Here is a 24,814-nt window from a genome sequence, read left to right on the forward strand (position 1 = left end):
AAAAAAGATGGGCTATGCCCATCTTTTAATTTAATTTTGCATTCTCTTGCTTTTTTAAAGCTTTTAATTTCGCCGGTGTAACATCCGTTCCTTCTTCGTTAACGACTTTAATTCCTTTTAATTCGTTTAACATATTTTGACGAAATCCTTTTAAATATTGTTCACGTAGCGATTGGCGCTCACGTTGTTCTTCTTCAGTTAAGCCTTCAGCTTTTGCTTTTTTCGCTAAGAAGTTAATGCGTTCAATGAGTTCTTGACTTGGCATCTCGAATCCCCCTTCTACTCAAAACTGATTATTATCATACAATAGTTAGTCCTCTTTATCAAGCAATTTCTTTGTATATTCTACATACCTTCGATGTACAGTTGCTTTTGAAACATCATGACCAAAACCACGAAGTGTTGCTGCAATTTCTTCAAAAGTTAATTCATTCCGGCGCAAACGTACAATTTCCTCAATTGGCACTTCTTTTTTCTCACGTCCTACGCTTAAATGACGATTTTTCAAATTATTCTCTGGACGAAATCCTTTCTCCACTGCTCTTTGCATGCCACGTTTAATTTTTAAATTGTGGATCTTTCTTTGATACTCTTCAACGATCCCAATTATATTTAGCACCATCGAATCAGAATCTGAAAGCTGTAATTCACCACTATGCGTGTGCGTATAAACTTTTATCCCCTCTTTATGTAAACAATGCATTAATGCAATCTTTGCATTTCCTCTACCAAGACGCGTTTCATCTTGTATAAGTAGTACATCAACTTGTTCATCTCGAATTGTATCTAGCACTTCTAATATGCCATCACGTTCAATTGTATAACCGCTAGCCTGCTCCTCAATTACCTTTGTAACATCCATTTGATAGCGCTCAGCTAAATGCAATAATTCATCTTTTTGACGCAATAATGATGTTTCCTGCGCTTCTTTTGTTGTGCTCACACGTGCATAAATAATTGCATTCATTTTGAACCCTTCTTTCTCACTATATTTTCCTTATAGTGTATCATAAATTCGCCTTTCGTTCGAACTTATGTTTGTAGAATGTTTTTTCGCATGTTATACTTAATAATAAGAAAAATGAAAGAAAACGAGGTGTTAGAAAACATGGAAAAGTTAACGAAACGCCAGCAAGACATTCTCGACTTTATTAAGCTAAAAGTACAAGAAAAAGGATATCCACCTTCCGTACGTGAAATCGGTCAAGCAGTCGGCCTTGCTTCTAGTTCTACAGTGCACGGACATTTATCACGACTAGAAGAAAAAGGATATATTCGACGCGACCCAACAAAACCACGCGCAATTGAAATTTTAGGTGACAACCGAATAGAAACACAATCTGTTATTCAAGTTCCAATCGTCGGAAAAGTTACTGCCGGTTTACCGATTACAGCAGTCGAAAGTGTAGAAGATCACTTCCCACTTCCAGCTAGTATCGTTTCTGGAGCAGATCAAGTGTTTATGTTACGCATTTCTGGAGATAGCATGATTGAAGCTGGTATCTTTGATGGTGATTTAGTTGTTGTTCGCCAACAACAGTCTGCATACAACGGTGAAATTGTAGTTGCTTTAACAGAAGATAACGAAGCGACTGTTAAACGTTTCTATAAAGAAAAAGATCATTTCCGTCTACAACCGGAAAACTCTTCACTAGAACCTATTATTTTAAAACAAGTGTCAGTTATTGGAAAAGTAATTGGCGTATATCGTGATTTACATTAAAAGTAATAAAAAGAAGATAATTACCTATTTATATAAGTAATTATCTTCTTTTTATATTTTGATAGATTTCCGTTCATTCAAAAGAATGCGTTTCATTAATTATTAACGTGTTTCAATAGTAACATCTCCAGCAGCGGTTTTACCGCTAATCTTTTTACTACCATTACCAATCGTTATATTTTTATTGTCTTCATTAAAAATTGTCACGTCTCCAGCAGCGGTTTGCCCAGTTATAACTGCATCTTGTGGTTTTTCCAATAAAGTAATATCTACATCTCCAGCAGTTGAACTTGCCTCTAAATCATATTTAGAATCATGATCAATAATATCTATATCCCCACTAGCCGTTTTTGCTGTTACTTTCCCTATTACTTTTTTAAAATTCACCTCACCAGCTTTTGTAGACCCCTCCACACTCTTTGCTGTTACATGTTTCAAATCCACTTCTCCGGCGAGTGTTTCAACACTTACGCGGTCACTTTTCACATTACTTATTTCTATTTGTCCAGCGGATGAATTTACTTTTATCTCTTGATAAGAACGTTCTGGTACAAATATAGTCAATGTAGGCGTTTGAAATCCGAAATTGTAAAAGGAAAAATTAAATGAAACACCTTTTTCTATTTCCCCTATGACTTTTAATGTGTCACCATCTTCAGCAATACGAATCTCCTGTTTACTTACGTCTCCTGTTTGCTTTACATAAAAAGAGGAATCAGGAGATTTTTGGACAACAATATCTCCAGCATCTAACTTAACTTCCACATTTTTTAGCGTTTCGTTTTTAATAACTTCTTCCTTATTTCCTTTCTCTACAGTTTCTACTGCTTTCTTATATGTTTGTGAAATCCCTATTACTCCAATAATGATACAAGCGATAGCTACTAATAATATTTTTTTCATCATCTACTCCCCTTTTATCATTTTGAAGTTCCATACTACATAGCGTACACATAATCTTTTAAACCACTTCGTACTATAATAAGCTACAATACATAACAACAAACCTACTCCAACAAACGTTATACTAACGAAAAGATCCAACCATATAAAAGTACCCATAAATACTTTTACAATAACGAAAAATGGTGTCACTACACTAGCAATACCACCGACCCAAAAGGAAAATATAAAAGCTATAATTGCAATTAATGGGCCTAACACAATAATGAAATTAAACAAACTAAGTCCAACCGCTGCCAGGACAGCTCTTGTTACATTCGAAGTCGATGGATCTTTTTTCATCTCATCAAAGCGATACAAAGCAAGCAAGTCTTTCGCAATTACTTTCGGAGAACCAAGCCCCTTTATTATTTCTGATTCAGTTTTCCCCTCTTCCATCCCAAACTGAAAGTGCTCTTCATAATCAAATAAAATATCTTGTCGCTCTTCTTCTGGTAACTTTCTAAGATGACTTGATAATTCTTTAAGAAACTGTTCTTTACTCATCCCATTCCACCCCTTCAATAATTTCTTGAACACCTTTAGCAAAATCACGCCACTCTGTTACTAATAACGTAAGTTGCGTCTCCCCTTGCTCTGTTAGTTGATAATATTTACGGGGCGGTCCTTCCGTGGATTCTTTTAAATATGTTTGAAAATACTCCTCTTTCGTTAAACGACGTAATAGCGGATATACAGAACCTTCCGATATTAAAAATTTATTTGAAATTTGCTGAACAAGTTCATAACCATAACAATCCTTACGTTTTACAAGCGCCAATACACACAGTTCTAACACACCTTTTTTAAACTGAACGTTCAAGGACAATCCCCCTTTCTTATTTCAGTACTGTTCAATACACGGTACCTGTTATATCCATAATATACCATTAAGTACTGTTTATTGCAAGGTACTAAATTATATTTATTCCCTAAATTTACAAAACACAAATATAAAAGCCCGAATAAGATCTGCTGTAACTGACCATTATCCGGGCTATCATTCAACTCGAATTACAATAATACAAGATTTCATTCACTCTTTCTCCCCTAAGAACCAACTTCCATTTGTGACCCTAATAAATTTCGAAATACACCTTTTCTCTCTTTAGCCAATTGATTAAATTCACCTTTTTGAACAATTTCACCTTTTCCTAAAACAATAACTTGATCTGCATTACGGATCGTAGATAACCGATGCGCAATAACAACAATAGTCATCGTTCCTTTCAATCTTTCTATTGCTGATTGGATTTTTACCTCATTTTCAGTATCTAATGCACTCGTAGCTTCATCTAATACTAAAATGGATGGTTGTCTTAAAATAGCTCGAGCTAGTACAAGTCGTTGACGTTCACCACCTGAAAGTCTCACTCCACGATCTCCAATTAGAGTATCAAGCCCTTTTGGAAGCATTCGTACAAATTCAGCTGCCGCCGCAAAATCTAATGCAGCCCAAATTTGTTCTTCACTCGCATTCGGATCAATCATCAATAAATTTTCTCTTATGCTTGCATTAAATAAGAAAGGATCTTGTGGCACATAACTAATAGCCCGTCTCAATGACAATAAATTTTCACTTGTAAGAGGGGTTCCATCTATTAATACTCGACCTTTCTCTGGTTGAATCAATCCCATTAAAACATCGATTAATGTACTCTTCCCAGCTCCCGAATGTCCCACAATAGCCGTCATACTATTGATTGGTATTTGCACATTAATATTTTGAAGTGCATACAAATGCTCCTTCTTATTATACCGAAAATAAATATCCTTACATTCAATACCCTGTTCTATACAAATCGGCTTTATATGTTTTTGCTGATGTATATCCTGCATTTCAATCGCTTCATTACATTCCTCTTGTAATTCCCATAATGACTTAAAAGCAGGAATGCTTGCAGCAAGCTGTTCTAAATTTGACTGAATTGTCATAAATCGTGGCCATAGTCTCGAAAAAATGAGTATGATTAATAGTAATTGGGTGGGTTGAGCTTTGAATATACTTACTGATAATAATATAAAAAATGCAATTAAAATAGCCATTGAAACTTTATAAAATAATTGAGAGTTCGATCTTATTCTCATATACTCCATTTGTTCGTTACTCATCTTTTCTGTTATAGATTGTAACCAATCTATACGTGATGCCTCCAAAGTATTACTCTTTATATCTTTAATTCCATTAAAATGATCTGTTATACCAGAAAGATAGTCTCTTGCCAATTCTGAGGTCTTACCGCCTAGTATTCGGGCTTTTTTTATAAAAACACGAGAAGCTAACAAGAATAATAAGCCAAAGACCAAAACAAATATAGTTATTTGGGGAGATAATAAAAACGCAATCCCCACTTGTATAAATGTAAACAGAATAGCAGCTAACAATTGTAAAATTAAATTAACCCCATAACTTACACGAGCTAATTCTGTAGTTAATATATTTATTAGATTTGTTTTCCTTTTCTCTAAAAAAAAACTCCACCTTGCTTTTAAAATCATACTATATGTTTCTATTCTTAATTCTCGTACAAAAGCTTGTTGCGTTCTCGCATCCCTTAGCGTTATATTTCTTTGTAGTAAATTTTGACCTAACACTATTAGTATATATATACCTAAAATGGAAACTAGACTTGTTGTTTTAGGAAAATCCTGCAAAAATCTAGAGACAGGTGCAATAAAAGTAGTCTCCTCGCCTATATTAATTATTCCAGTCATACTTATCATAGGAATTAATAAAATAATACCTATCCCTTCAAGTAAACTTATTAAAACCATACCAAATAAATTCACATACAGTATTTTTCCCGCTGAAGAGTATAATTTCTTCATAAAATATATAATATGATTCATCGATGTTCCCCCTATAACAAAGCAAGCTTCTTTGTTTTCCTCCAAAGACATAAAAACGGGCGTAAAGGAAAATATAAAAAATGAAGAAATTTAGGTAACGGTAATGTTTTTGCATCAATTGGATAAGGATATAGTTGGCTCATAATATATAAAACCTTTTGCTGATTAGACATTAGTGAAAATAAATGTCGACTATGATAAGTAAGTACTTCTTCAGGAACAGGGTCTGTATGCAAGTTTATCATTTGCTTGAAATAAAACAACGCCTCTTGAGCTAACTGCTTTGAATGTTTTTTCGCTACTAATCCCATCATTCTTTCATCTAGTCGTACACCTAGCAATTGAGCTGCCAAAATTAATGCTTGTCCTCCTAAATGAAGCATTTGATATTTTCTCATTAACTTATGAATCTCACTCCAATTAAGTTCTTGATCGACAATTTTTTTTATATCTACTAACCAACGTAATCTGGACCAACCATGTCTAGCACCATGAGATACAAGAAATAAAAATAAATCTTCCTTCCCTAACATATATACAGAATTACTCGTAAGGGTACTTTTTCTCTTTCGCTTCCAAAGTTCTTCAAACCCAGGTTCCTTACCAGGTCCGGGATTTAACCTCCAATGAATCTCAAGCTTAATCTGCTTTGTTGGATGAAAAAATGTTATATGATGATGCCTCCATTTCCAATCATTTAATATCGTTTGAATATAATCATCTTTTACATACCCCTGCTCTAAAAGTAGCATTTCTACTTTTTCTAAATTTTGTATCGGAATTAGAACGTCCAAATCACAGGATGTTCGTAAAGAAATATCCCCATATAAGTCCTGAGATAGTACAGGTCCTTTTAGAAAAATCATACGAATCTCATTTTCATTACATAGTTTATTTATTCGTTCCATTTCAGCACTTAAATAAAGCATTTGAAATGTATTTTTTTTATATTTTCTATTCAAGATTTGTACAATATGTGAAGGAATTAGTTCCTCATCCACCTGTTTAAGTTTTTGATATATCACCGGATAAACACGATGATGCACAGCTTGCTCAAGAAATACCTCCCAATCAATATCCGAAAACCATTCATTACTGTAAGTTTGCATTATTTCGTCATCTTGTAACTTCAAAATTGTAAAAAGAAGGTTCAATTCCTTAGACATGAACTCTACATTAAGACCAAAATCTTTCCCCATTTTACTCTCCTTTAATAGTGTCCTCATTTAGCCTCTTTGCAAATGATCCAACGACAGTAAATTTCTCCATTCCTTCTGATCCAGTAACATAAAAAGAACCGCTCCGTAACCATGCATGCGCAATTAATTCCCCATGACTATCCTTAGCAGTTCCTAAATAAAGAGTACTCTCAATGTGACGTTTTTCGAGCATTTTCATCCCAGCTATAGCTTTAACAAGACATTGGCTTTCCCAAAAAGTATAACGACTCATAATAGAAATAGCTTCAGACACTTTCTTTAGTGTATCCCCGTGTGGCTGAATGTGAGCAACTGATGTTTCGTTCATGTAATCCCCTAAAGAAGGTGCAACTTTGGAAAAGGTAATACTTTTTAGTACACGCGCCCATCCTAAAAAAATAAAAGCCTCTAAAAATAAAAGCTTTATTTCCATGTTCAGTGATAAAAATATCCTTAACCTTTTCACAATATTCATTAATCCCTTCCTAACAGTTCTCTTGAAATTACGAATCTATCTATTAGATTGATCTTTTATTCGAATTAAACCTTCGTGAAATAAACACTCTAAAAAGGAAAGAACTTGCTCTTCACAATCTTTTCGTTCAATATCATAGTTAGATACTAACATAGTAACAAGCTGATTAATTATTATCGGCTTTTCAATAAGCTCCCATATTTCTCCGCCTATTTCACCTAAGTTATAATAATTTCCTTTTTGGACATTTAACATAACTTTTTCTCCATCCATATCACTTACTATATTGCCTTTACTCTGTACAACGTTATGTTCTAATGATATTTTTCTCGAATGAACAACCATCAACCATACTCCCTTTCTGTATAGCATTTAAAATAGCTTGCACAAGCTCATGAGCTGTAAATCTCGAAGCCGGGCGTCTTAATTGAAACATTTCTATTCCACTTGCAATATTAGATGAAGTTTCAAAATGCCATTCCATCAATCCTAATTTAGAAATCAAAGAACTCCTAAAGGTATGCTGATATAACTTATACAAGCGTGTGAGACCTTCTATACGGGTCATCTCAATATCTTCTCCCTGCGTTTTTACTAATTCAATAACACCAGCAAGAGGTAATGGCTCGGGAAAGAATTGAGAATTCACAGGAACAGCATACTTCGTTTCTCTTTCAAACAAAGGGCTAAATTGCGCTACTTCCATTCCTAACTCATTTATGCTCTCTTGCCATAATTTTTGTTGTGCGTAAGAAGGATGAACTATTGCAGTATTTTTATTCAAAAGAGACACAGCAACTACATCATCACTTAAAAGCTGATATCCTGTATTCAAAAAAGCCGAGGCTAACGTTGATTTCCCAGCTCCTGAATCACCAATTAATGCATACGCTTTCCCATCTATGGCAATTACACTCCCATGCAATGGAAGTATTTTCCGTTGCATTAAAAGCGCCCCCATACAAGTTCCCAGAATATATAATCGAATTTTATCCTCTTTCGCCTCTGGCATAGGTGAAAAAGTAATTTTCTCGCCCGCTTGGATAGAAAATATTGCAGTTTGAGGAACATGAAACATCACTACATCATCTTCCACTACAATTTTTTTTTGCTGTGATTCGTCATATCTACCCCACCGTTCAGATAAATCAGTTATTTCAATTTGAACATCCGCCATCTCTTTTTTTTCATTCAGCTGAGACAACTCGGGTAATGGGATTTCACTTACTATTTTTAACCCGAAGGCTTTGTATAAAACATTTCCCATCGAATCAATCATCCTATTCACCCCACATTGTCAATTTTTTTGAAAGCTCTTATATAATAAAACTATATAAGAGCTTTATTTTCCCAATAACTTAACTATACTTCACTGGATCATCTGGATCAGGTTGAACTGCGTCAGGAATTCTACGTCCTGGCCCCGCCATAGTCATATTAATATTAAGTACTTCTAATACAGGTTGTTTCCATTCCTTTTTCATACCTATCACCTCCTTTCATATTACTTTTTTTATAAATCGATAGAAGATTAAGCTACGCATTAAAATTCTAAAGTCTAAATCAAATGCATATTCTGGTCGAGGTTCTTTACAAATTTTTGAGATAGCTTTCTTAATTACCTCTACATTTAGAAATTCAGAGATTATTGGATCTACACTAAGTTCTTGAACTTCCTCAATAAATTCATTCCAAAAAGGAGCCATACGGTAAACACCATCTGCACCCTGAACACCTCGAACGCGTTGATTTAATCGTACTTTATCCGGAAGGAAATTTTTTGTGGCTCTCCGAATAAGAGATCGATCTAAACCATTTTGAACATACTGTTCTTCTGGGACTGACAAACAAAATTGAATAATCCGTAAGTCATTTGTAGGATCACGATCCCATAAAGCATAACGTAACGATAATTTCGTTTCATAGGTTCCATTTATGCTCCAATAATATGTTTTTTCAAATTGTTCTCTTTTCATGTCATATGCAGTTGAGATAGAGGTACCTGTTATATCAATATTCTGTTCTTTGAGCCTATCAAGAACATTCATTTTTTTTGCAAATTCCGGATTGATTATTATAGGAAAAACATCTTGTTCCTCTGAAGAAAGTAACTGATGCAAAAACGGAAATGCCTTTCTTCTTACCACTTCAAAAACACGTGATTTTTTTACTCCTATATTTCTACTATATAAATGTAGTTCACGATAAAACCGAATCCAATGTAGCTTTTTCAATAACATTGCCTGGTAATCAAAAATAGGCCCCCATGATACTGTCCAATTACCTCTTTGACCACTAAGGAGTACTCCTATGTCACGCTGAGATGCTTTTTCATAAACGCCCCTCAACCAAAAGGTATTCTCAAAAAATTTATATGGCATCTCCATTGTTTCCAGCCAATCATCAATTTCCGATAGTGGGCTTCTCTCTGGCAATTCTAAATAATAGTCCTGTATATTCCCTACATGCTCTACAGTCGATTGAATAAATGGTCTTTCGTCAGCTATCCTCCCTCTGTGTGTCCAATCTACAAATCCTTCTGCCGGGACATAACTAAACGTATGTAATTTTTTATTTTCAGCACGTAAATCTTTTGCAGCAAAGCTAACGACAGACCCTGAGTCTAGCCCTCCGCTCAAATGAGCTCCTACTTGGTGATGTGTTCGTAAACGTGCCTTCACTGCACTTTGATACACCTCTCGAAACGCCTCTTCATACTCTTCATTTGATTTTAAATTAAGCATTTTCCCAGCAGTTGGTATATAGTATCGCGAAAACTTCACTTTGCCATCCTTTACCAAAACAGTGTGTGATGGAGGAACCTGTTCTATATATTTATAGACTGTTAGCTGTGGATCTACTGATTCGAAATTTACAGGTATAGCTAAAAATTCAGCAATCCACTGCTCATTCAATTTTTTCTCAACATGTGGTAGAGTAAATAACGGCTTTATAATAGTACAAAAAGCAAATTTGTTCTCACTACGATAAAAATAAAGTGTTCGGCTCCCAGAAAAATCTCTAGCTCCAAACAGAATTTGTTTTTTCTCATCCCAAATCATAAAGGCAAAATCCCCCACCAAATATTTCGGTGCTACTTCTCCCCATTTCTGATAAGAGAGCAAAATCAACTCACTATCTGTCATATTTTTTCTATCCGCATAATCTACTTGTAATTTTTCAAACAACTCATAACGATTATCAATAATAGCATCTGCTGTAATTGCCAGTTGTTTTTCATAATTATAGAAGGGTAATTGTTCACCAACTGACTCTGGTGTAATCCATTGTGCGTGGCATCCCAGGAAAGCGTTTTCTTTATGCCATATTTGAATATCATCAGCAGGGTACTTTTGTAGGTCACTCATTAATCGTGTGCCATGTTCAATTGATACAGGTTCATTATTAAAGTGAATAATGCCAGTTATAGCGCTCATTTTTCCCCTCCTAATATATGGAAAGTTACTACAAATACTATTTATATATTAAATTCGTTAAACATACCCCTTTATCATTCTTTTTAACGAACAAAATACTTATTTTATTCCCTTCTCAATTACATGCTTTAATTCACTTATAGATTAGGGTTTAGATATTTAAAACCTATCACAATTCCCTTTTTATGTCAATTCAAACTAAATACTCCCAAACAATTTTCGTGAAAAAATTCATTATAAAGAACTGATAGTGGTACGTATACAAATCTAATTCCACTTTTACTTACTTTTTATTTCTTCTATTCTATAGCTTTTAAAACGCCTTGAATTACCCTTTGTTGATCCTCAACTAACATATTAGATCCTGAAGGCAAACAAATCCCACTTTGAAATAGACGCTGCGACACATCTTCATTTTTGCTATGCGGATAATACTTCTTCTTTTTAAAGAGCGACTGTATATGAAGTGGCTTCCACATAGGACGTGCTTCAATATTCTCTTCTGCTAAAGTGCTCAACACTTTTCCAATAAAAATTCCAGATTCCTTTTCATCAATTGTCAATGCAGTAAGCCAACGATTTGAGCGTGTATTTTCTAATTCAGGCATAAAATAAAATCCTGGCATGAGAGATAGTGCTTCGTAATACCGTTTATATATAGATTTTCTAGCTCTTACCCTATCTTCTAACACTTCTAATTGTCCTCTTCCAATACCAGCTAATATATTACTCATTCGATAATTATACCCTACCTCACTATGCTCATAATGTGCTGCTGGATCCTTTGCTTGTGTCGCTAAAAATCTCGCTCTTTCTAATGCTTCCACATCATCAGAAACAAGCATTCCACCGCCCGAAGTTGTAATAATTTTATTTCCATTAAATGAATAAACACCAAACCTTCCGAATGTACCACTTGCTTTTCCTTTATATGTAGAACCTAGAGATTCTGCTGCATCCTCAATTATGGGAACATCATAGTGATTACAAAGCGAAAGAATTTCATCTAATTTAGCACTCTGACCATATAAATGAACAAGAATGACAGCCTTAGGTAATTTCCCTGCTTTATCAGCATCATGCAACGCAAGTGCTAGAGCTTGCGGTGACATGTTCCATGTTTCCGGTTCTGAGTCAATAAATACCGGTTCAGCGCCCAAATAAACAATCGGATTTGCACTCGCTACAAAAGTGAAACTTGAACAAAACACAGTATCCCCCTTTTGAACGTTTAATAATCGTAAAGCTAAATGAATGGCCGCAGTACCTGAACTAACCGCAGCACCACCTTTAACTCCTACAAAAGAAGCAAGTTCTCTTTCAAATTCATCTACATTTGGACCAAGAGGTGCAATCCAATTTGAATCAAAGGCATCTTTTATATATTTCTGTTCATTTCCACTCATGTGCGGTGAAGAAAGATAGATTCGCTTTTTATGCTGAACTGTTCGCATGTAAACACACCCTTTATACATATTTAAAATGCTATGTATCTAAAAACATATGCTTTAATACAGGTATATCAGATAATCTCCTTAAATTATCAATTGTATAATGTGCTTTATAAGCTTGCTCAACTTCAAGATTATAGTAAATTCCATCTTCTCTATTAATGTGAATCGTTAACCATTTCAGTTTCTTAGCGGTTATAAAATCCTTACTTAAATTATCTCCTATATAGACACATTGCTGATGAGGTACCTGTAATTCCTTACTTATTTTTTCGTAAGGAATTTTGCTTGGCTTCCAACATTCTTTTCCAAGCTTATCAGTGAGAATTATTGAATGAACTCTCTCTTTTAACTTTAATGCACTTATTTTTCTTTCTTGCGCAACTAAATATCCGTCTGAAATTAGTCCTATTTTTATGGAGTTAATTAAATTATTTAGTACCCAATCCGCTTCATCCAATAATTGAATATCTGGTTTATGACACCTATATTGTTCTATCAATTTACTAATCAATTTTTCATCATAATCAATATCTAACTTTTCAAGTGTTTTATTAAACAAAAACTTTCTTTCGCCTAAATTGAATAATCGAATTGCGATATTATAAAAATCAGTTTTTTCATAATTCTCTTTAATCCAATCATCTACTGCTTTAAAACCACTTACGACATAATCTTTCTCTTTATATAAAGTATCATCCATGTCAAAAACAATTGCTTCAATCACCATGCTAAGTACTCTCCGTAAAAACTGCTTCATCATATCTAAGCATTGTTAAGTCTTCTCTCCAATTGAAATCTTGCTCCGTAAACATTTCTCCTTGACACATTTCAATTGTCCATAGTGGAAAATCCGCTCCCACTTCAATCGATAACGGAACCCCTCCACCAAAACGAGGATTTATTTCAATAAATGTAATTTGTCCATCCTCCTTTTTAAAACATTGTAAAGTAATACATCCAATAGGATTAGGAAGAGCTTTTATTACAGTTTCTGCTGCTTTGATGATTTCAATATCCTTCTTGGTCATACCTTTACTTACCTCACCTGCTCGTGTCTCTATACGCAATCTAGGAACAATCGTTTTTATATTCCCATAAAAATCTACCATGACATCTATAGTGTATTCCTCTCCTGAAACGTACTTTTGTATCATGGCGTTAGGTATATATTCCTTAAAAAATTCCAATTCCTTTTCATTCATTATTTTTGTTACACCTTTACTAGAACTGCCATCATAAGGTTTAATTAATAGTGGAAATTGATATTCTTTTCTTTCAATCTCTTCATCACTAAATACTTTAGGTGTGGGGATATTATGAGAAGTAAAGAAGTTATAAGTATTTACTTTGTTACTAGCTATCTCATTCAGTTCTTTACTGGAAACTAATACTTTTACACCAATTCCTTTAAAAATCGGCTTATTTTCGGCTAAAAGAATCAATTCAGTATCAATTAATGGAATAACTAGGCTAATATTTTCTTTTTGACATATTTGTAATAGCTCTTCTACATAATTTTCTTCCGTTACTCTTGGAACAATAAAATGCTTATCACTAAAATGAACAGTCGGAGCAGTTTCTTTTAAATCTGCAGTAATGATGTTCCCGTTCATTTTTTCTTGCGCAAAAACTTCCTTAAATTTTTTTATTAAAGCTACTCTCCTACCAGAACTAGTAAACAAGATATTCATATTATTTTTCATCATGTTTTATACTCCCTTTAAAAATCGGCATAGTTGCGTGGCTACCATTTTGTATGCCTTCTGATTTTAAGACTTTACTAAAAGTTAAATATAAAATTTTTAAATCTAGAAGAAAACTTTGATTCTCAACATACCATACATCCAGTTTAAATTTTTCATCCCATGAAATGCTATTTCTCCCATTTACTTGTGCCCATCCAGTGATTCCAGGTTTTACATGATGTCTTTTAGCTTGTTCATTAGAATATAAAGGCAAGTATCCCATTAATAATGGCCGCGGTCCTATTAAACCTATATTACCTTTTACAACATTTATAAGCTGCGGCAATTCATCTAAACTATATTTTCTAAGAAATTTCCCAAATGAGGTTAACCTAATTTGATCAGGTAAGAGCTCACCATTATTATCCCTTGCATCGGTCATTGTACGAAATTTGTAAAGGTGGAATGTTTTTTCATATAATCCTGGACGTTGTTGCTTAAATATGATCGGAGAGCCTAGCTTAATCCTAACTAAAATAGCTACTATAAGAATAGGCAATGAGAGAATTAATAACAATGACAAAGCAACTAACAAATCAAAAAGTCTCTTCATATATAATTATACTCCTCATTCAAATTTTTCAGAGCGTCTTCCTAAACCATATCAATATAATAAATAAAAAGAAGGAAGGGCTACTGATTCTCTTCCTTTCACTCTTGATTCTATTAAAAATAAATCATTTTTTATTAGACTAATAGACAATAATATAAAAAATCCGTACTAACAAATACAATTAGGATTATAAGTAGCTGTATCTTCTTTGCACAAATTGGTTCATACTACTTTTTCCCCTCTTTTTATAAAAAACAAACAGCGTATATAAAATAAAGATTACTTAAATTTAAGTACATATTTTTTGCCATCAAGTACCTCCAAATCTTCATTAGATTATTAATTTTTAATACCCTCTTTTCCTAAAGCTTCTTAGATTCTTGCGTTTGAAAATAAAAAACAGCTCAATTCATTTATTGAGCTGTACAGTCCTCTAAAATCTTTTATAATTTATTGGTTTAAGTTAAACCATCTTAACCAACTGCTTTTTGATTATTACGCACCACGGAACTCCTTTTGTCAATACTTCGTATTATAGGCTTATATAGAATATTTTTTATGTATGATGAACTAAGACAAAGCACTATCGACCAACTAAAAATTAAGATGGGATATCTAGATGCAAATATAAGTTCTGGAAAAATTGACATATAACAAACATATGTGTTAGCCATAAAAAATGCACCTCCAATTGTTAGACTGTGTCTAACAATTGGGGTGCACTTCAGCTTATTAAAAGAACATAGTAGCTTTTCTTTTTCTGTATTAATAACTAAAAGTGAATAAACACATTATGCGTTTATAAATCCGAATGTTTTGAATACTGCTAATGACCCAATTTCCTTCCATATAATATTATTATCAGTAACTGCACTACCGGAAACTGATGAAAAGGTAGGCATAGTTGTATATGACGTACCATCATTTAATGCCTCATATACATGATTACCCAAATTAATTCTACTACCTTTCGAATAATATTTAGCTGCTACCCATGTTTGATTATTTGCATATCCGCCTGTGGTACAAATCCATCCAACATATCCCCCGGCAGTCGGGTTTGAATTTTTCACTTCTTGTCCTAATCTATAATAACCTGATGTTGGGATACTTGACATTCGGTAGTATGGATCCATCACACCGTAAATAATATTTCCTTGCAGAAATTCTTTCCCTGTAATCATCATTGTTGCATTATTTAACACATTGTTTTTCATTACAAGTTGAAGAGTATTACTTGCTGTTCTATTATCAATTCCTACTTGTGTTAAGTTCGTAGCAGTTACATTATTATTTTGAATTATTGCTTGTTTCCCTGCAAAGGCTACATCTAAAATAATAATAGCTCTTGGAAGAGTATCATTTGTAATTTTTATAACATTCCCACCTAACATGATATCATCAGACACATTTTGAATATTTAAGACTGTTCCATTTGTTTTTTCAATGTAACAATTAATCATTTTGAATGTTTTGAAATTTTTTACTGTAAGTAACGTATTATTTATATCCGTACTAATGATCTTACAATCTCTTAATTCTAACGAATTTGCTGTACTTGATTGTGTGCCTAAAAACACAATGTCTTTAAAGAAACAATTTGTATACGTTCCCGCAAATAAAGTTGGATTTTTCACATTTTTAAATATTGTATTTTCAAAAATCCAGCCTGGTTTAAATGTTCCTGCTGTTGAATAATTTAAATATAATACATCTTGTCCTTCAAATACGCAATTCGATATCGTTTGTGGTTCATTTTTCACTTCTAGAGTCCACTGATACAACGTTGACAAGGAGTTAAGTTTATCCACGTCATTAAAAAAACGACAAGAATCAACCCTAACTACATATGGGAATGGTGTATCAATAATCATTTTACTGTTACAAAAAACATTATCAAATATATTAATAGATCTGTTTGCATATACACCTTGAGCATTTATTTGTGCTCCATACACATAATTATTAGAGAAAATAACATCTCCTGCTAAAAAGACCTTTGCTAGTCGGATATTATTCCCTGTTACAATTACTCTATCTGCACCACCATTAATCGATACCCCAACATAAGCATTTGAAAGGGTATTCATGATAGAATTATTTACTATATAAATAAATTTCCCATTTACAACAATAATGTTATATTTTTGATTGTCATGAAAATTATTTCTTTCAATATAGATATATTGGTTCAAATCATATCCATCTTCAATATCAATTCCACTTTGTGGATCAGTACCTGCGATATGATGAATGTCATTATCACGAATGTACACATTCTTTGCGCCACCTACAGTAATCCCTTGTCTACGACAATGATGTAAGTTGCATTTCTCAATATAAGTATATTGAGAAAAAGAAGGGACCCGAACATTTATTAAACAATTTGTGGGAGCAGGAACAGTACTTTGATGAAGAACAATTTTAGCATAGCTTGCTCCATTAGGAACTTCCACTTCATCAAAAAATTGCACATTAATTTTAGCGGATATAAATGCGTTACTTAAATTATAAAAAATAACATCATAATAATCACATGTTACATCGGTACCCAACCCGCCAAATCCATTCCCATAAAGACCGAAATAACCATACTTTACAGTAGCAGCTTGCTTCATATCAATTTGTAATTTGGAGCGTATCTTTGTCGTACTACTTACTTACTAACGAACCATCTGTTGTACTGATTGAGCCTTGTTCAAATGAACTAGCTAATGATGTTGGAAAAGGCGAAATCTGACCAAAAGTACTGTTAAGTGTAATAGCATCTCCTGTACAATTCAAAATCTCTAGATTATCTAAAGATACAAATCTTGTATTATTCCCTCCATCGGCAACCGGAGTAAAACTCCCCACTGCAACGCCGTATCCTCCCTCATGTGTTCCTCCGCTAGAGTAATCATGCGTATCTTTATCTCCCTGGATAATACCATTTGTAACCCTAGAGTAGACTTGATTTTTACAGAAACTCACAATCGCATATCCCGTCAAGTTATTTGTTTCCATTTTTAAAGTTGCACCATTCAAATTTAGCGTTAGGTAACTTTGTGGTTCAATTGGTTTATTTTTATCAATCAAGTACGTTCCTTTTGGTAATACAACTTCTGTATATCCTTGTTGAGATGCCCACTTTAAAGCATTATTAATACCTTGAGAAGTGTTAACGGCATCAGTTCCATCATTTTTAGCATTCCATCTATTTAATTCAAGCACATATGTGTTTGAATTAAATGTATCTTCTGGGGATTTTGGAACCCATTTTGATTTTGTACTATCATAAGTCAAAATATCATTATTCGAAGGCATCTTGCTCGTTAAATCTACATCACTAAGTTCTCCCAGATTAGCCAAATCAATTTACACCTCTTTCTTGTTTTTCTATATATTATGTTTAGCGAGGTAAATTGATTGGATATTAATAATAGAGAAAAGAATAAAAGCGGCTGAACATAAAGTGACTTTATATCTCAAATTTTTACCGTTAGACAGTCGAAACGTTAAAAGAACATGAACAGAGACGTATAGTATGATAGCCGATTTAAATGCTACATTTTTATTCTACTTGTAAAATACTCTATTACTGATTTATCAAAGTTTTGATCAAATTTTCTTGCAAAATATTGATCTGAGCTTTCTATTGAATTGATATCTTCCAAGGTGAAGGTAATCGGATGATTTCGGGTTTTAAAAGTCTGGCCCCACCTCAAGTATATTAAATTATTATTTACAACTTGAGATTTGTACTCCGAATTCATTATTATTGTCTGAAAAAACCATTCATCTGGACATAAAGCATTTTTAAAAGCATCATAGTACCATTCATTTCTTTCTAAAAAATCTATAATATATCTTGCAATATCCAAAGGGATACAAAACCACGATGAACCGTGATAAAGTGAGAGCTCTTCAGGCAACTTATATGGGTTGGGAAATATGTTAAATCCCCAACCATACAAACGCATAATTATTCTTCTAAAAACTCTAAAAGGATGAAATACATTGTATTGTTTCCTTGCTACCTTTGGCCAACTGATATTCTGAAAAGAAACATCTGAATTACTCCTTTCAATATGAGTTGCTGTCATAAATATTTTGTTTTTATTATTTAATAGAAAATCTCTAAATCCGTTTTTCACCAATAAATCTTGACCACTTCTCAGGCACACAAAATCGTAACTTTTTTGTGTATCTAATACTTTTTTTAGCAACAAAATCGTAGCATCTATCTGGCTTATATCACCCCATTTTACGTCTATATTCTCATGCAAAACTTCCACATTAGGATTTCTTAATATTTTCCTACATAATTTATTGTGTGTTTTTTTATCAATATGAACAAATACATCGGCTTGTTCTTCTGAGATGATTTGGTTAATAAACCCATTTGCTTGATCTGGATTTTTGTGGATTTGTAAGATATATGCTGTACGCGGAACTGTAGTATTCTCAATACGGTTCTTTGAAATTAATTCAGAAAATTCAGTTAAATGTGACGCCATACCTTTACAGTCGTTCATAATTTCCTCCACTAAAATAAATTGACTAAATTCACACGTTCATTATATAAAACCATGAGAACTAATTTAAGTTAGATATTTTTTGCTTATTCATTTACATTTTCTATACCAGAAAGCTATTATTCCTCATATTGCTCTTCAACTATTTTTAATATTTCTGGAATAAGTTTTTTTTATTAATAACTTAGATAAAATTTTGTTAACAATTTGTCTTACTATATCCCGTAAGTATTTAAACTCTTTATGTTTTCTAAACGCAATTAAAAAAATTACATTGGGAATAATAAGACACAAAATACTGCGTATTACCATATTTATAAATATATTGGTATAAAAAATATTGCCAAGAGTATCTGTTATGATTACAGAAACAAAAACCAGAAATCCAAACAAACTATAATTTTACCGATTTTTTGAAAACAAATTTAAATATAACATACGGATCGTACCAAAAATAGGTACACAATCTGCTGATAACAGTGCCAAAAAATACACCTGCAATTCCTATTTGTTTTGCGAGAATTATAGAAACTACAATATTTATAACAGCCGCTATAATAGGTCTGTATTTTCCTTTTTTAAATAAACCAGTGGTTTCTCTAAAAGTTGTAGAAGCATTTTGCATTCCAGTAGTAAAAAAATTCAATATTATGGCAAATATTATGCACTTATTAAACACATAATTCTCACCTAACCACAAAGTTATAAATGGGTTTATTAAATTCCAAAGACAAACAGTACAGAATCCATATATCCAAAAATTAACAAAATTAAGCACACGAAAAATAAAATATTTTTTATCTTCATTTTCTTTTACATTTAAATTTCCAACACTGGCAGTAATAGAATAAAACAAATAACCCAATAAAGTATTCAGTGTATTTAAAATTAATAGATAATTCGAATAAATACCAACCCAGGTAATCCCAATAAATTTAGAGATAATAATATTGTCAGTTCCATTAATTACTACACCGCTAATTTTGTATAACAATAGAGCATACAAATTTTCAAAGAAAAGCTTTCTGTCTTCTTTAGATAATTTTGCATTATTTTCCCCTTGTAGATACGGATATAGTTTATTCGCTTTATTTGCAATATATATATTTTCAATTACTCTTAATGCCAGTTGAACCATTAATATTACAATATAATTTCCGATGATTATTAATAAAATAATTTGTAAAGAGTGAGACATAATTGTGAATATACTGTGTATTTTAGAAATAATGTGATTACGCTGATCAGCAATAATAATAGATTGTTTATACACAAAATAATATGATGAAACCGAACTCAGTAAAAATAGCAGATAGATAATGTTAATATTACTAATTGTCGTCTCGCTATTCATTAAGTGAGGAAGAAATGGTAATAACGATAATCCTATCAATAAAACGATTAATCCTATTAATCTATATGCCTTTTGATATAAGTTCATTAATGCCTGTATTTTACAACTATCATTCTCAGCTAAGGGCTTATATAAACTGTAAATTATAGCCGTATCAAAACCTAAATTAGCTAATGACAACATAGTTAATATACTTGTAAAAAGTCCTTCCACACCTAGGTATTCTATACCTAGTGTATAAATAAAAACGGTTCTAACAATGAAACCCATACCAATACTAATTATTTGGCCCGACAAACCGAATAATATATTTTTCAGGGAATTTTGTATTCTCATAATAATACCTTCTATTTCTAATTGTTTTGTGCAAACATTCTACTTAATTTAGTACTAATCTTCCTCTTCAAAATAGGAAAGAACTTTATTACTCTATATTTAAGTAATGCTTTTCTTCGCTGTGCTTTAAAATCATAATCTAAAAACCAATCTAGTAAATCTTTATATAATATATTATTGTAATTTTCCTTCATTCGAATTTGAATTATATTCCAATAAATAACAATGAATGTATCTGTAAAAAACTTCACCTCATTATCCAAAGAAGTTTTAAGGTACTGGAAAAGATTATTTGGAATATTAAAGCCATAACCACAAGGATCTTGACCTTCAGCGATAATTCCCATAATAGTTCTTAAGCATTTTTCACATTTACAACAATTTTCTTCATTTTTAAAACATACTCTGATATTAACCAATTCCTTAATGGCCGAATAATGATCAACAACTACCTTAACCTTATCTTGCCTGTTGAGTTCATATCCATCGTGAAAAACCTCACCTGATGCATACCTTATTTCATTGTCCACTGTGGGATCAGATGCACAAGTAACTTCATATAAAGGAGAATTAGAGCTTGCAATGTATATACATTTTATCTTAAGTTTGAAAGCTATAGGGATAGCTGCAGATATTATTGCTAAGCCATGGTGTAATCCATGCCACCATGTATCCTCCAATTTCCCCCTAAAGTCATGATCAATATTTCCTGCACTTATAAAAGTACCATAATTAGATTGTATAAGGATGTTTTCTAATCCGTGACATTTTGCAAAATTTATAGCGTTTTCTTTGTTTGCCTCCCACACATCACTTTCCTCTATATTGTCTTCATGCCATCCATATTCAGTAATTAATAATGGTTTTTTATCCTTTATTCTTATAAATGTAGTAAGTGCATCAAGACCTCCACTAAATAAAGATGCTGCTTCGAGTTCAGGAGTATAGGTATTATCAATAATTTTATCTACAACAATAGAACCCTTAAACCTGACACTAGGAAACATATTTTGATATGCAATTTTTATATTATTGAGACATTCATAAAAAGATTCATCTAATTCATTTATCAATATTGTTGAATCAGTAATCCACACAAGAGGAATTACATTTGAAACAAATGGAATAGCTAAAATACTATTTGGAATATCAGATATATCATAGTTGTATTCGAGGAACATATGATTATTTATTTTAAAATATTTTTGTAAATTCCCTTTAATGCTAAAAAAGTAATCAACCCTGTTATTTTTTACAACGATTTCATCAAGAATTATAGTATTCATTTTAGCCTCCTAATAAGTTTACCTTTCAAATTCTTGAGTATTCATTAATTTGAGAATTGTTTTAACCATTGATCTACCACTTCAAAATCCACCTTAACATCTGTTATAATTTTTGAGTTAATTATTTTTTCAAGATTATCAAAATCGGCTCTTTCGATTAAATTCAGATTATATGTCTCACTCATCCCTCTAGCTCTTTCGTCTATAGAGATAATGATTGTGCGCTTTTTATGTCGCATTGCAAATACCCCACCGTGTAATCTTGTTCCAATATAATCAACATCTGTATTGAGCACTTTTTCATAAGCTTCTATATTAGGTGGAACAACTTTTATATCTTCTGTATTACTTAAATTTTCGAAATATAAAAAATCACTCGCATCCTGTATCCAAAAATAAATATTTTTATAATTTTTTCTCAGTACATCTATTAATAATTGATCTTTTACTAGATCTTTCGAATGATGAGTAAGTGTAAAAATAACTGAATCTGATTTTTTAGTTGGAATCTCTTTACAGAATTCAGGTGTAAGAGACCACAATGTTGCACAACCTGTATTTAAAGCCTTTAATCCCATTTCTTCTAAAAATTTTTTTGTTCTTTCGTCTCTAACACTATGTATATATTCATGTGATAAAACTTTTTTATATAACATTTTTGTATATGCGTTTATCTTATTACCTTTCCCTGCACCTACACCTACACCTACACCAACTAGAATACTACCTTTCAAAGGACCGTAATTGAACATATTAATATTCCACTGTGGGAAATGAGTAAGCATGTCCATTGTTAGTAAATTTGAACCACCTACAAATTTATATTTAGCATTACTATAAAGCTTTACCCTATGTGATCCTCTTGCTACTTGATACCAATGAAATGGTGAAACGTGAGTCGGTAGTGTTAAAATATATGAATTTTTAGTTATATCAGACAACTGATACCTTACACACTTCATTATTATGTCATCCCCCTTGTTAAGAGAACCGACCGACGTATCTAACACTAAAACATTATCCATGAAAATAATACCTCCAAGTATATTTTATGAACCAATAAAAGATTTTTAGTTTTATAACTTAAACTATTATCACTCAATTAGCCTATATATCTTTTCTACTTCTGCTTCATTACCATAATTCCGTTGACTAGCATTATTAACAATTTTATTTCTGAAATCGACATCATCAATCAGTTTTTTTATCCCTCCGATAATCCCATCAATACCCGTTGGACAAATACACCCATCTACTCCATCCTCTAGCTGACTTTTAGCAGTTGGAAAATTAGTTATAAGTACAGGTTTCCCAAGAATTTGTGCCTCCCGAACTGTCACAGCCTTTCCTTCATACCTAGATGGTTGTACATATATATCACACGCTTTTATATAGGGATAAGGATTAGTCTTTTTGCCCAGTAGAAAGAACCTATCCTGAATTTTTAGTTTATTTATCAATATTTTAAGCTCAGTCTCTTGAGGACCATATCCTACAATATACCACTCAACATCGTATCCCTGATCCAATAATTTTCGAAAGGCATATATAGCATCATCAATCCCTTTAGCGTGTGAAAGTCTACCTACAGTTACAAGCTTTATCCGATTAGGAGTTAATGACATTACATGCGTAACATCTTGATTAGATTGTTCACGTACAAACTCAGGAGATATAATATTTTCGATAATCTCTACTTTTTTATTAATATAAGGAAAGATACTAAGAAATGAATCCCTACAACTTTCAGAAACCGCTACGATATTATCCATTTCTCTCCACATTTGATACTCCATACGTTTATTCAGCGGTATGTTTAAGTAGTCTGTATGAATCCAACCAATCTTCCTTTTCGCTCGGACCTTATTTCCTATGAAATAATGAGGCCACAAAAAACTAATTGCAGCGTCATATTCTTCCTCTAATCTCGGAAGATATGATAGGGACATTTTCCATCCGTATTGAATAACCAAGTATCCAGGTTCTTCACTCTTTATACACTTACCATGTAAAGTACCCATCACTCTGGCTATCAATCTGATGATCCCAATAGATGTATTACCCTCTTGCAGTATTTGTCCAATAGATTTTCTAAAAGTAGTGTATGGAGGTATTTCCGGTAATAAATTTGGTTCTTTTGGTAATAAAGAGAAAAATTCTCCCTCGTGTTTAAATAACATTAAATCTACGTCATATCTGTTGTAATCAATTTTATTTAGTAATCCAATCAGACTTCGTTCTACACCACCGATTGCCATGTCAAAAGAAGTGATTAATATTTTTTTCTTTTTCATCATCAAATACCTCACAAAATTAATTGTCAACTTCTATCATTCCTTATGATAGCCCCCTATTTTCCCTTGCAAATATAATCAGGATTGGTTTATGCAAAATGGTGATGAAACAAAACTATCTTATATATTCCTTACACTCTATTCCATATAACGATAACCAATCAGGAATATTACTATTAATATCAAAACCTAATTTTGATATATTGTTAATTATCTTTGATCTTTCAGGTTTTTCTTTTAATAAAGCTTTATTAATTTCTCCGGACCATACCTCAAGCTTTTCGTCTAAACTAATAAATGAGATTATTCCTAAGCCCATATCAGTATTTCTAGGTATCGTATCCGCAACAATACAAGGTGTACCTGAACATTGTGCTTCTAACGTTACAATACCGAAACCCTCGAATAAAGAAGGAAATAAGAAAACATCGAATGCTTTCAACAGTCTTGTTATATCCTTCCTCACGCCTAAAAACCTTATATTGTTGTTAATCCCCAGTTCTTTTGCCTTCAATTCAATAGAGCTTTTTAACGGACCATCACCCACTAAAACAGCGATAAAATTTACATCTCTCTTTAAAATTTCGTAACTACTCAGCTTAGTTAGGAAAAAAGGCATACCAAATACATGTTTTACATTCGAAAACAT

The 24,814-nt window shown here is 32.6% G+C and carries 21 protein-coding genes and 3 pseudogenes; 1 reads left to right on the top strand and 23 read right to left on the bottom strand.

Annotation, left to right across the window (positions count from 1 at the left end):
• Positions 1-25: 25 nt before the first annotated feature.
• Positions 26-265: a DUF896 domain-containing protein gene (locus MHI07_RS16640; protein ID WP_002111213.1), complete on the bottom strand. Its 240-nt coding sequence runs from the start codon at positions 263-265 to the stop codon at positions 26-28.
• A gap of 45 nt (positions 266-310) precedes the next feature.
• The gene (locus MHI07_RS16645; RefSeq protein WP_340825210.1) at positions 311-967 is read right to left on the bottom strand and encodes a YneB family resolvase-like protein; all 657 of its coding nucleotides are present in this window, start codon (positions 965-967) and stop codon (positions 311-313) included.
• A gap of 141 nt (positions 968-1,108) precedes the next feature.
• Here MHI07_RS16645 and lexA point away from each other — a divergent pair, with 141 nt between their 5' ends.
• On the top strand, positions 1,109-1,723 hold the full coding sequence (gene lexA / locus MHI07_RS16650; protein ID WP_215579317.1) for a transcriptional repressor LexA: 615 nt from the start codon (positions 1,109-1,111) through the stop codon (positions 1,721-1,723).
• 102 nt (positions 1,724-1,825) lie between these two features.
• Here the strand turns inward: lexA and MHI07_RS16655 are convergent, their stop codons facing one another.
• The 21 genes and pseudogenes from MHI07_RS16655 to MHI07_RS16755 all read right to left on the bottom strand — a co-directional run.
• On the bottom strand, positions 1,826-2,626 hold the full coding sequence (locus tag MHI07_RS16655; RefSeq protein WP_002160864.1) for a DUF4097 family beta strand repeat-containing protein: 801 nt from the start codon (positions 2,624-2,626) through the stop codon (positions 1,826-1,828).
• 3 nt (positions 2,627-2,629) lie between these two features.
• Positions 2,630-3,172, bottom strand: coding sequence for a DUF1700 domain-containing protein (locus MHI07_RS16660; RefSeq protein WP_002111217.1), 543 nt, complete (start codon positions 3,170-3,172; stop codon positions 2,630-2,632).
• Positions 3,165-3,488: a PadR family transcriptional regulator gene (locus tag MHI07_RS16665; RefSeq protein WP_002111218.1), complete on the bottom strand. Its 324-nt coding sequence runs from the start codon at positions 3,486-3,488 to the stop codon at positions 3,165-3,167. The genes MHI07_RS16660 and MHI07_RS16665 overlap by 8 nt, the downstream gene beginning before the upstream one ends.
• Before the next feature lie 227 nt (positions 3,489-3,715).
• Complete coding sequence (locus MHI07_RS16670) at positions 3,716-5,515, bottom strand: ABC transporter ATP-binding protein (RefSeq protein ID WP_215579320.1); 1,800 nt, start codon at positions 5,513-5,515, stop codon at positions 3,716-3,718.
• Positions 5,516-5,526: 11 nt separating this feature from the next.
• Positions 5,527-6,714, bottom strand: a complete 1,188-nt coding sequence (locus MHI07_RS16675) for a nucleotidyltransferase domain-containing protein (RefSeq protein ID WP_340825213.1) — start codon at positions 6,712-6,714, stop codon at positions 5,527-5,529.
• 1 nt (position 6,715) lies between these two features.
• Positions 6,716-7,189: a lasso peptide biosynthesis B2 protein gene (locus MHI07_RS16680; RefSeq protein WP_215579326.1), complete on the bottom strand. Its 474-nt coding sequence runs from the start codon at positions 7,187-7,189 to the stop codon at positions 6,716-6,718.
• 36 nt (positions 7,190-7,225) lie between these two features.
• Positions 7,226-7,534 carry a lasso peptide biosynthesis PqqD family chaperone gene (locus MHI07_RS16685; RefSeq protein WP_215579329.1) on the bottom strand — a complete coding sequence of 103 codons (309 nt, stop codon included), beginning with the start codon at positions 7,532-7,534 and terminating at the stop codon, positions 7,226-7,228.
• On the bottom strand, positions 7,497-8,468 hold the full coding sequence (locus MHI07_RS16690) for an aldolase (protein WP_215579331.1): 972 nt from the start codon (positions 8,466-8,468) through the stop codon (positions 7,497-7,499). The genes MHI07_RS16685 and MHI07_RS16690 overlap by 38 nt, the downstream gene beginning before the upstream one ends.
• Positions 8,469-8,547: 79 nt before the next feature.
• Positions 8,548-8,673 carry a paeninodin family lasso peptide gene (locus tag MHI07_RS16695; protein WP_215579334.1) on the bottom strand — a complete coding sequence of 42 codons (126 nt, stop codon included), beginning with the start codon at positions 8,671-8,673 and terminating at the stop codon, positions 8,548-8,550.
• Positions 8,674-8,688: 15 nt separating this feature from the next.
• Positions 8,689-10,626, bottom strand: coding sequence for a lasso peptide isopeptide bond-forming cyclase (locus tag MHI07_RS16700; RefSeq protein ID WP_215579337.1), 1,938 nt, complete (start codon positions 10,624-10,626; stop codon positions 8,689-8,691).
• A gap of 299 nt (positions 10,627-10,925) precedes the next feature.
• Positions 10,926-12,080, bottom strand: coding sequence for an aminotransferase class I/II-fold pyridoxal phosphate-dependent enzyme (locus MHI07_RS16705; RefSeq protein WP_215579340.1), 1,155 nt, complete (start codon positions 12,078-12,080; stop codon positions 10,926-10,928).
• A 31-nt stretch (positions 12,081-12,111) separates the two neighbouring features.
• Positions 12,112-12,807, bottom strand: a complete 696-nt coding sequence (locus tag MHI07_RS16710; RefSeq protein WP_340825220.1) for an HAD family hydrolase — start codon at positions 12,805-12,807, stop codon at positions 12,112-12,114.
• A 1-nt stretch (position 12,808) separates the two neighbouring features.
• Positions 12,809-13,771 (bottom strand): ATP-grasp domain-containing protein, encoded by a 963-nt coding sequence (locus MHI07_RS16715; protein ID WP_445661760.1) that lies wholly within the window; start codon positions 13,769-13,771, stop codon positions 12,809-12,811.
• A gap of 1 nt (position 13,772) precedes the next feature.
• Positions 13,773-14,378, bottom strand: coding sequence for a sugar transferase (locus MHI07_RS16720; RefSeq protein WP_340825224.1), 606 nt, complete (start codon positions 14,376-14,378; stop codon positions 13,773-13,775).
• Between the two features lie 791 nt (positions 14,379-15,169).
• A pseudogene (locus tag MHI07_RS16725) lies at positions 15,170-17,684 on the bottom strand (right-handed parallel beta-helix repeat-containing protein).
• A gap of 239 nt (positions 17,685-17,923) precedes the next feature.
• Complete coding sequence (locus MHI07_RS16730) at positions 17,924-18,895, bottom strand: beta-1,6-N-acetylglucosaminyltransferase (protein ID WP_215579351.1); 972 nt, start codon at positions 18,893-18,895, stop codon at positions 17,924-17,926.
• A 138-nt stretch (positions 18,896-19,033) separates the two neighbouring features.
• Positions 19,034-20,585: pseudogene (locus MHI07_RS16735) on the bottom strand (lipopolysaccharide biosynthesis protein).
• Between the two features lie 17 nt (positions 20,586-20,602).
• The gene (locus MHI07_RS16740) at positions 20,603-21,871 is read right to left on the bottom strand and encodes a peptidase (protein ID WP_340825228.1); all 1,269 of its coding nucleotides are present in this window, start codon (positions 21,869-21,871) and stop codon (positions 20,603-20,605) included.
• A gap of 44 nt (positions 21,872-21,915) precedes the next feature.
• Complete coding sequence (locus tag MHI07_RS16745; protein WP_340825229.1) at positions 21,916-22,896, bottom strand: polysaccharide pyruvyl transferase family protein; 981 nt, start codon at positions 22,894-22,896, stop codon at positions 21,916-21,918.
• Positions 22,897-22,965: 69 nt separating this feature from the next.
• On the bottom strand, positions 22,966-24,165 hold the full coding sequence (locus tag MHI07_RS16750; RefSeq protein ID WP_215582143.1) for a glycosyltransferase: 1,200 nt from the start codon (positions 24,163-24,165) through the stop codon (positions 22,966-22,968).
• A gap of 115 nt (positions 24,166-24,280) precedes the next feature.
• A pseudogene (locus tag MHI07_RS16755) lies at positions 24,281-24,811 on the bottom strand (glycosyltransferase); the annotation flags it as partial.
• Positions 24,812-24,814: the final 3 nt, after the last annotated feature.

The sequence above is a fragment of the Bacillus sp. FSL H8-0545 genome, from assembly GCF_038006105.1.
GTDB classification, from domain to species: Bacteria; Bacillota; Bacilli; order Bacillales; family Bacillaceae_G; genus Bacillus_A; species Bacillus_A cereus_U.

Bases quoted from the DNA above. Each gene is read 5' to 3' on its own strand.
- MHI07_RS16640 (WP_002111213.1), bottom strand. From the start codon at position 265: ATGCCAAGTCAAGAACTCATTGAACGCATTAACTTCTTAGCGAAAAAA.
- MHI07_RS16645 (WP_340825210.1), bottom strand. From the start codon at position 967: ATGAATGCAATTATTTATGCACGTGTGAGCACAACAAAAGAAGCGCAG.
- lexA (WP_215579317.1), top strand. From the start codon at position 1,109: ATGGAAAAGTTAACGAAACGCCAGCAAGACATTCTCGACTTTATTAAG.
- MHI07_RS16655 (WP_002160864.1), bottom strand. From the start codon at position 2,626: ATGAAAAAAATATTATTAGTAGCTATCGCTTGTATCATTATTGGAGTA.
- MHI07_RS16660 (WP_002111217.1), bottom strand. From the start codon at position 3,172: ATGAGTAAAGAACAGTTTCTTAAAGAATTATCAAGTCATCTTAGAAAG.
- MHI07_RS16670 (WP_215579320.1), bottom strand. From the start codon at position 5,515: ATGAATCATATTATATATTTTATGAAGAAATTATACTCTTCAGCGGGA.
- MHI07_RS16675 (WP_340825213.1), bottom strand. From the start codon at position 6,714: ATGGGGAAAGATTTTGGTCTTAATGTAGAGTTCATGTCTAAGGAATTG.
- MHI07_RS16680 (WP_215579326.1), bottom strand. From the start codon at position 7,189: ATGAATATTGTGAAAAGGTTAAGGATATTTTTATCACTGAACATGGAA.
- MHI07_RS16685 (WP_215579329.1), bottom strand. From the start codon at position 7,534: ATGGTTGTTCATTCGAGAAAAATATCATTAGAACATAACGTTGTACAG.
- MHI07_RS16690 (WP_215579331.1), bottom strand. From the start codon at position 8,468: ATGATTGATTCGATGGGAAATGTTTTATACAAAGCCTTCGGGTTAAAA.
- MHI07_RS16695 (WP_215579334.1), bottom strand. From the start codon at position 8,673: ATGAAAAAGGAATGGAAACAACCTGTATTAGAAGTACTTAATATTAAT.
- MHI07_RS16700 (WP_215579337.1), bottom strand. From the start codon at position 10,626: ATGAGCGCTATAACTGGCATTATTCACTTTAATAATGAACCTGTATCA.
- MHI07_RS16705 (WP_215579340.1), bottom strand. From the start codon at position 12,080: ATGCGAACAGTTCAGCATAAAAAGCGAATCTATCTTTCTTCACCGCAC.
- MHI07_RS16710 (WP_340825220.1), bottom strand. From the start codon at position 12,807: ATGGTGATTGAAGCAATTGTTTTTGACATGGATGATACTTTATATAAA.
- MHI07_RS16715 (WP_445661760.1), bottom strand. From the start codon at position 13,771: ATGAATATCTTGTTTACTAGTTCTGGTAGGAGAGTAGCTTTAATAAAA.
- MHI07_RS16720 (WP_340825224.1), bottom strand. From the start codon at position 14,378: ATGAAGAGACTTTTTGATTTGTTAGTTGCTTTGTCATTGTTATTAATT.
- MHI07_RS16730 (WP_215579351.1), bottom strand. From the start codon at position 18,895: ATGAACGACTGTAAAGGTATGGCGTCACATTTAACTGAATTTTCTGAA.
- MHI07_RS16740 (WP_340825228.1), bottom strand. From the start codon at position 21,871: ATGAATACTATAATTCTTGATGAAATCGTTGTAAAAAATAACAGGGTT.
- MHI07_RS16745 (WP_340825229.1), bottom strand. From the start codon at position 22,896: ATGGATAATGTTTTAGTGTTAGATACGTCGGTCGGTTCTCTTAACAAG.
- MHI07_RS16750 (WP_215582143.1), bottom strand. From the start codon at position 24,165: ATGAAAAAGAAAAAAATATTAATCACTTCTTTTGACATGGCAATCGGT.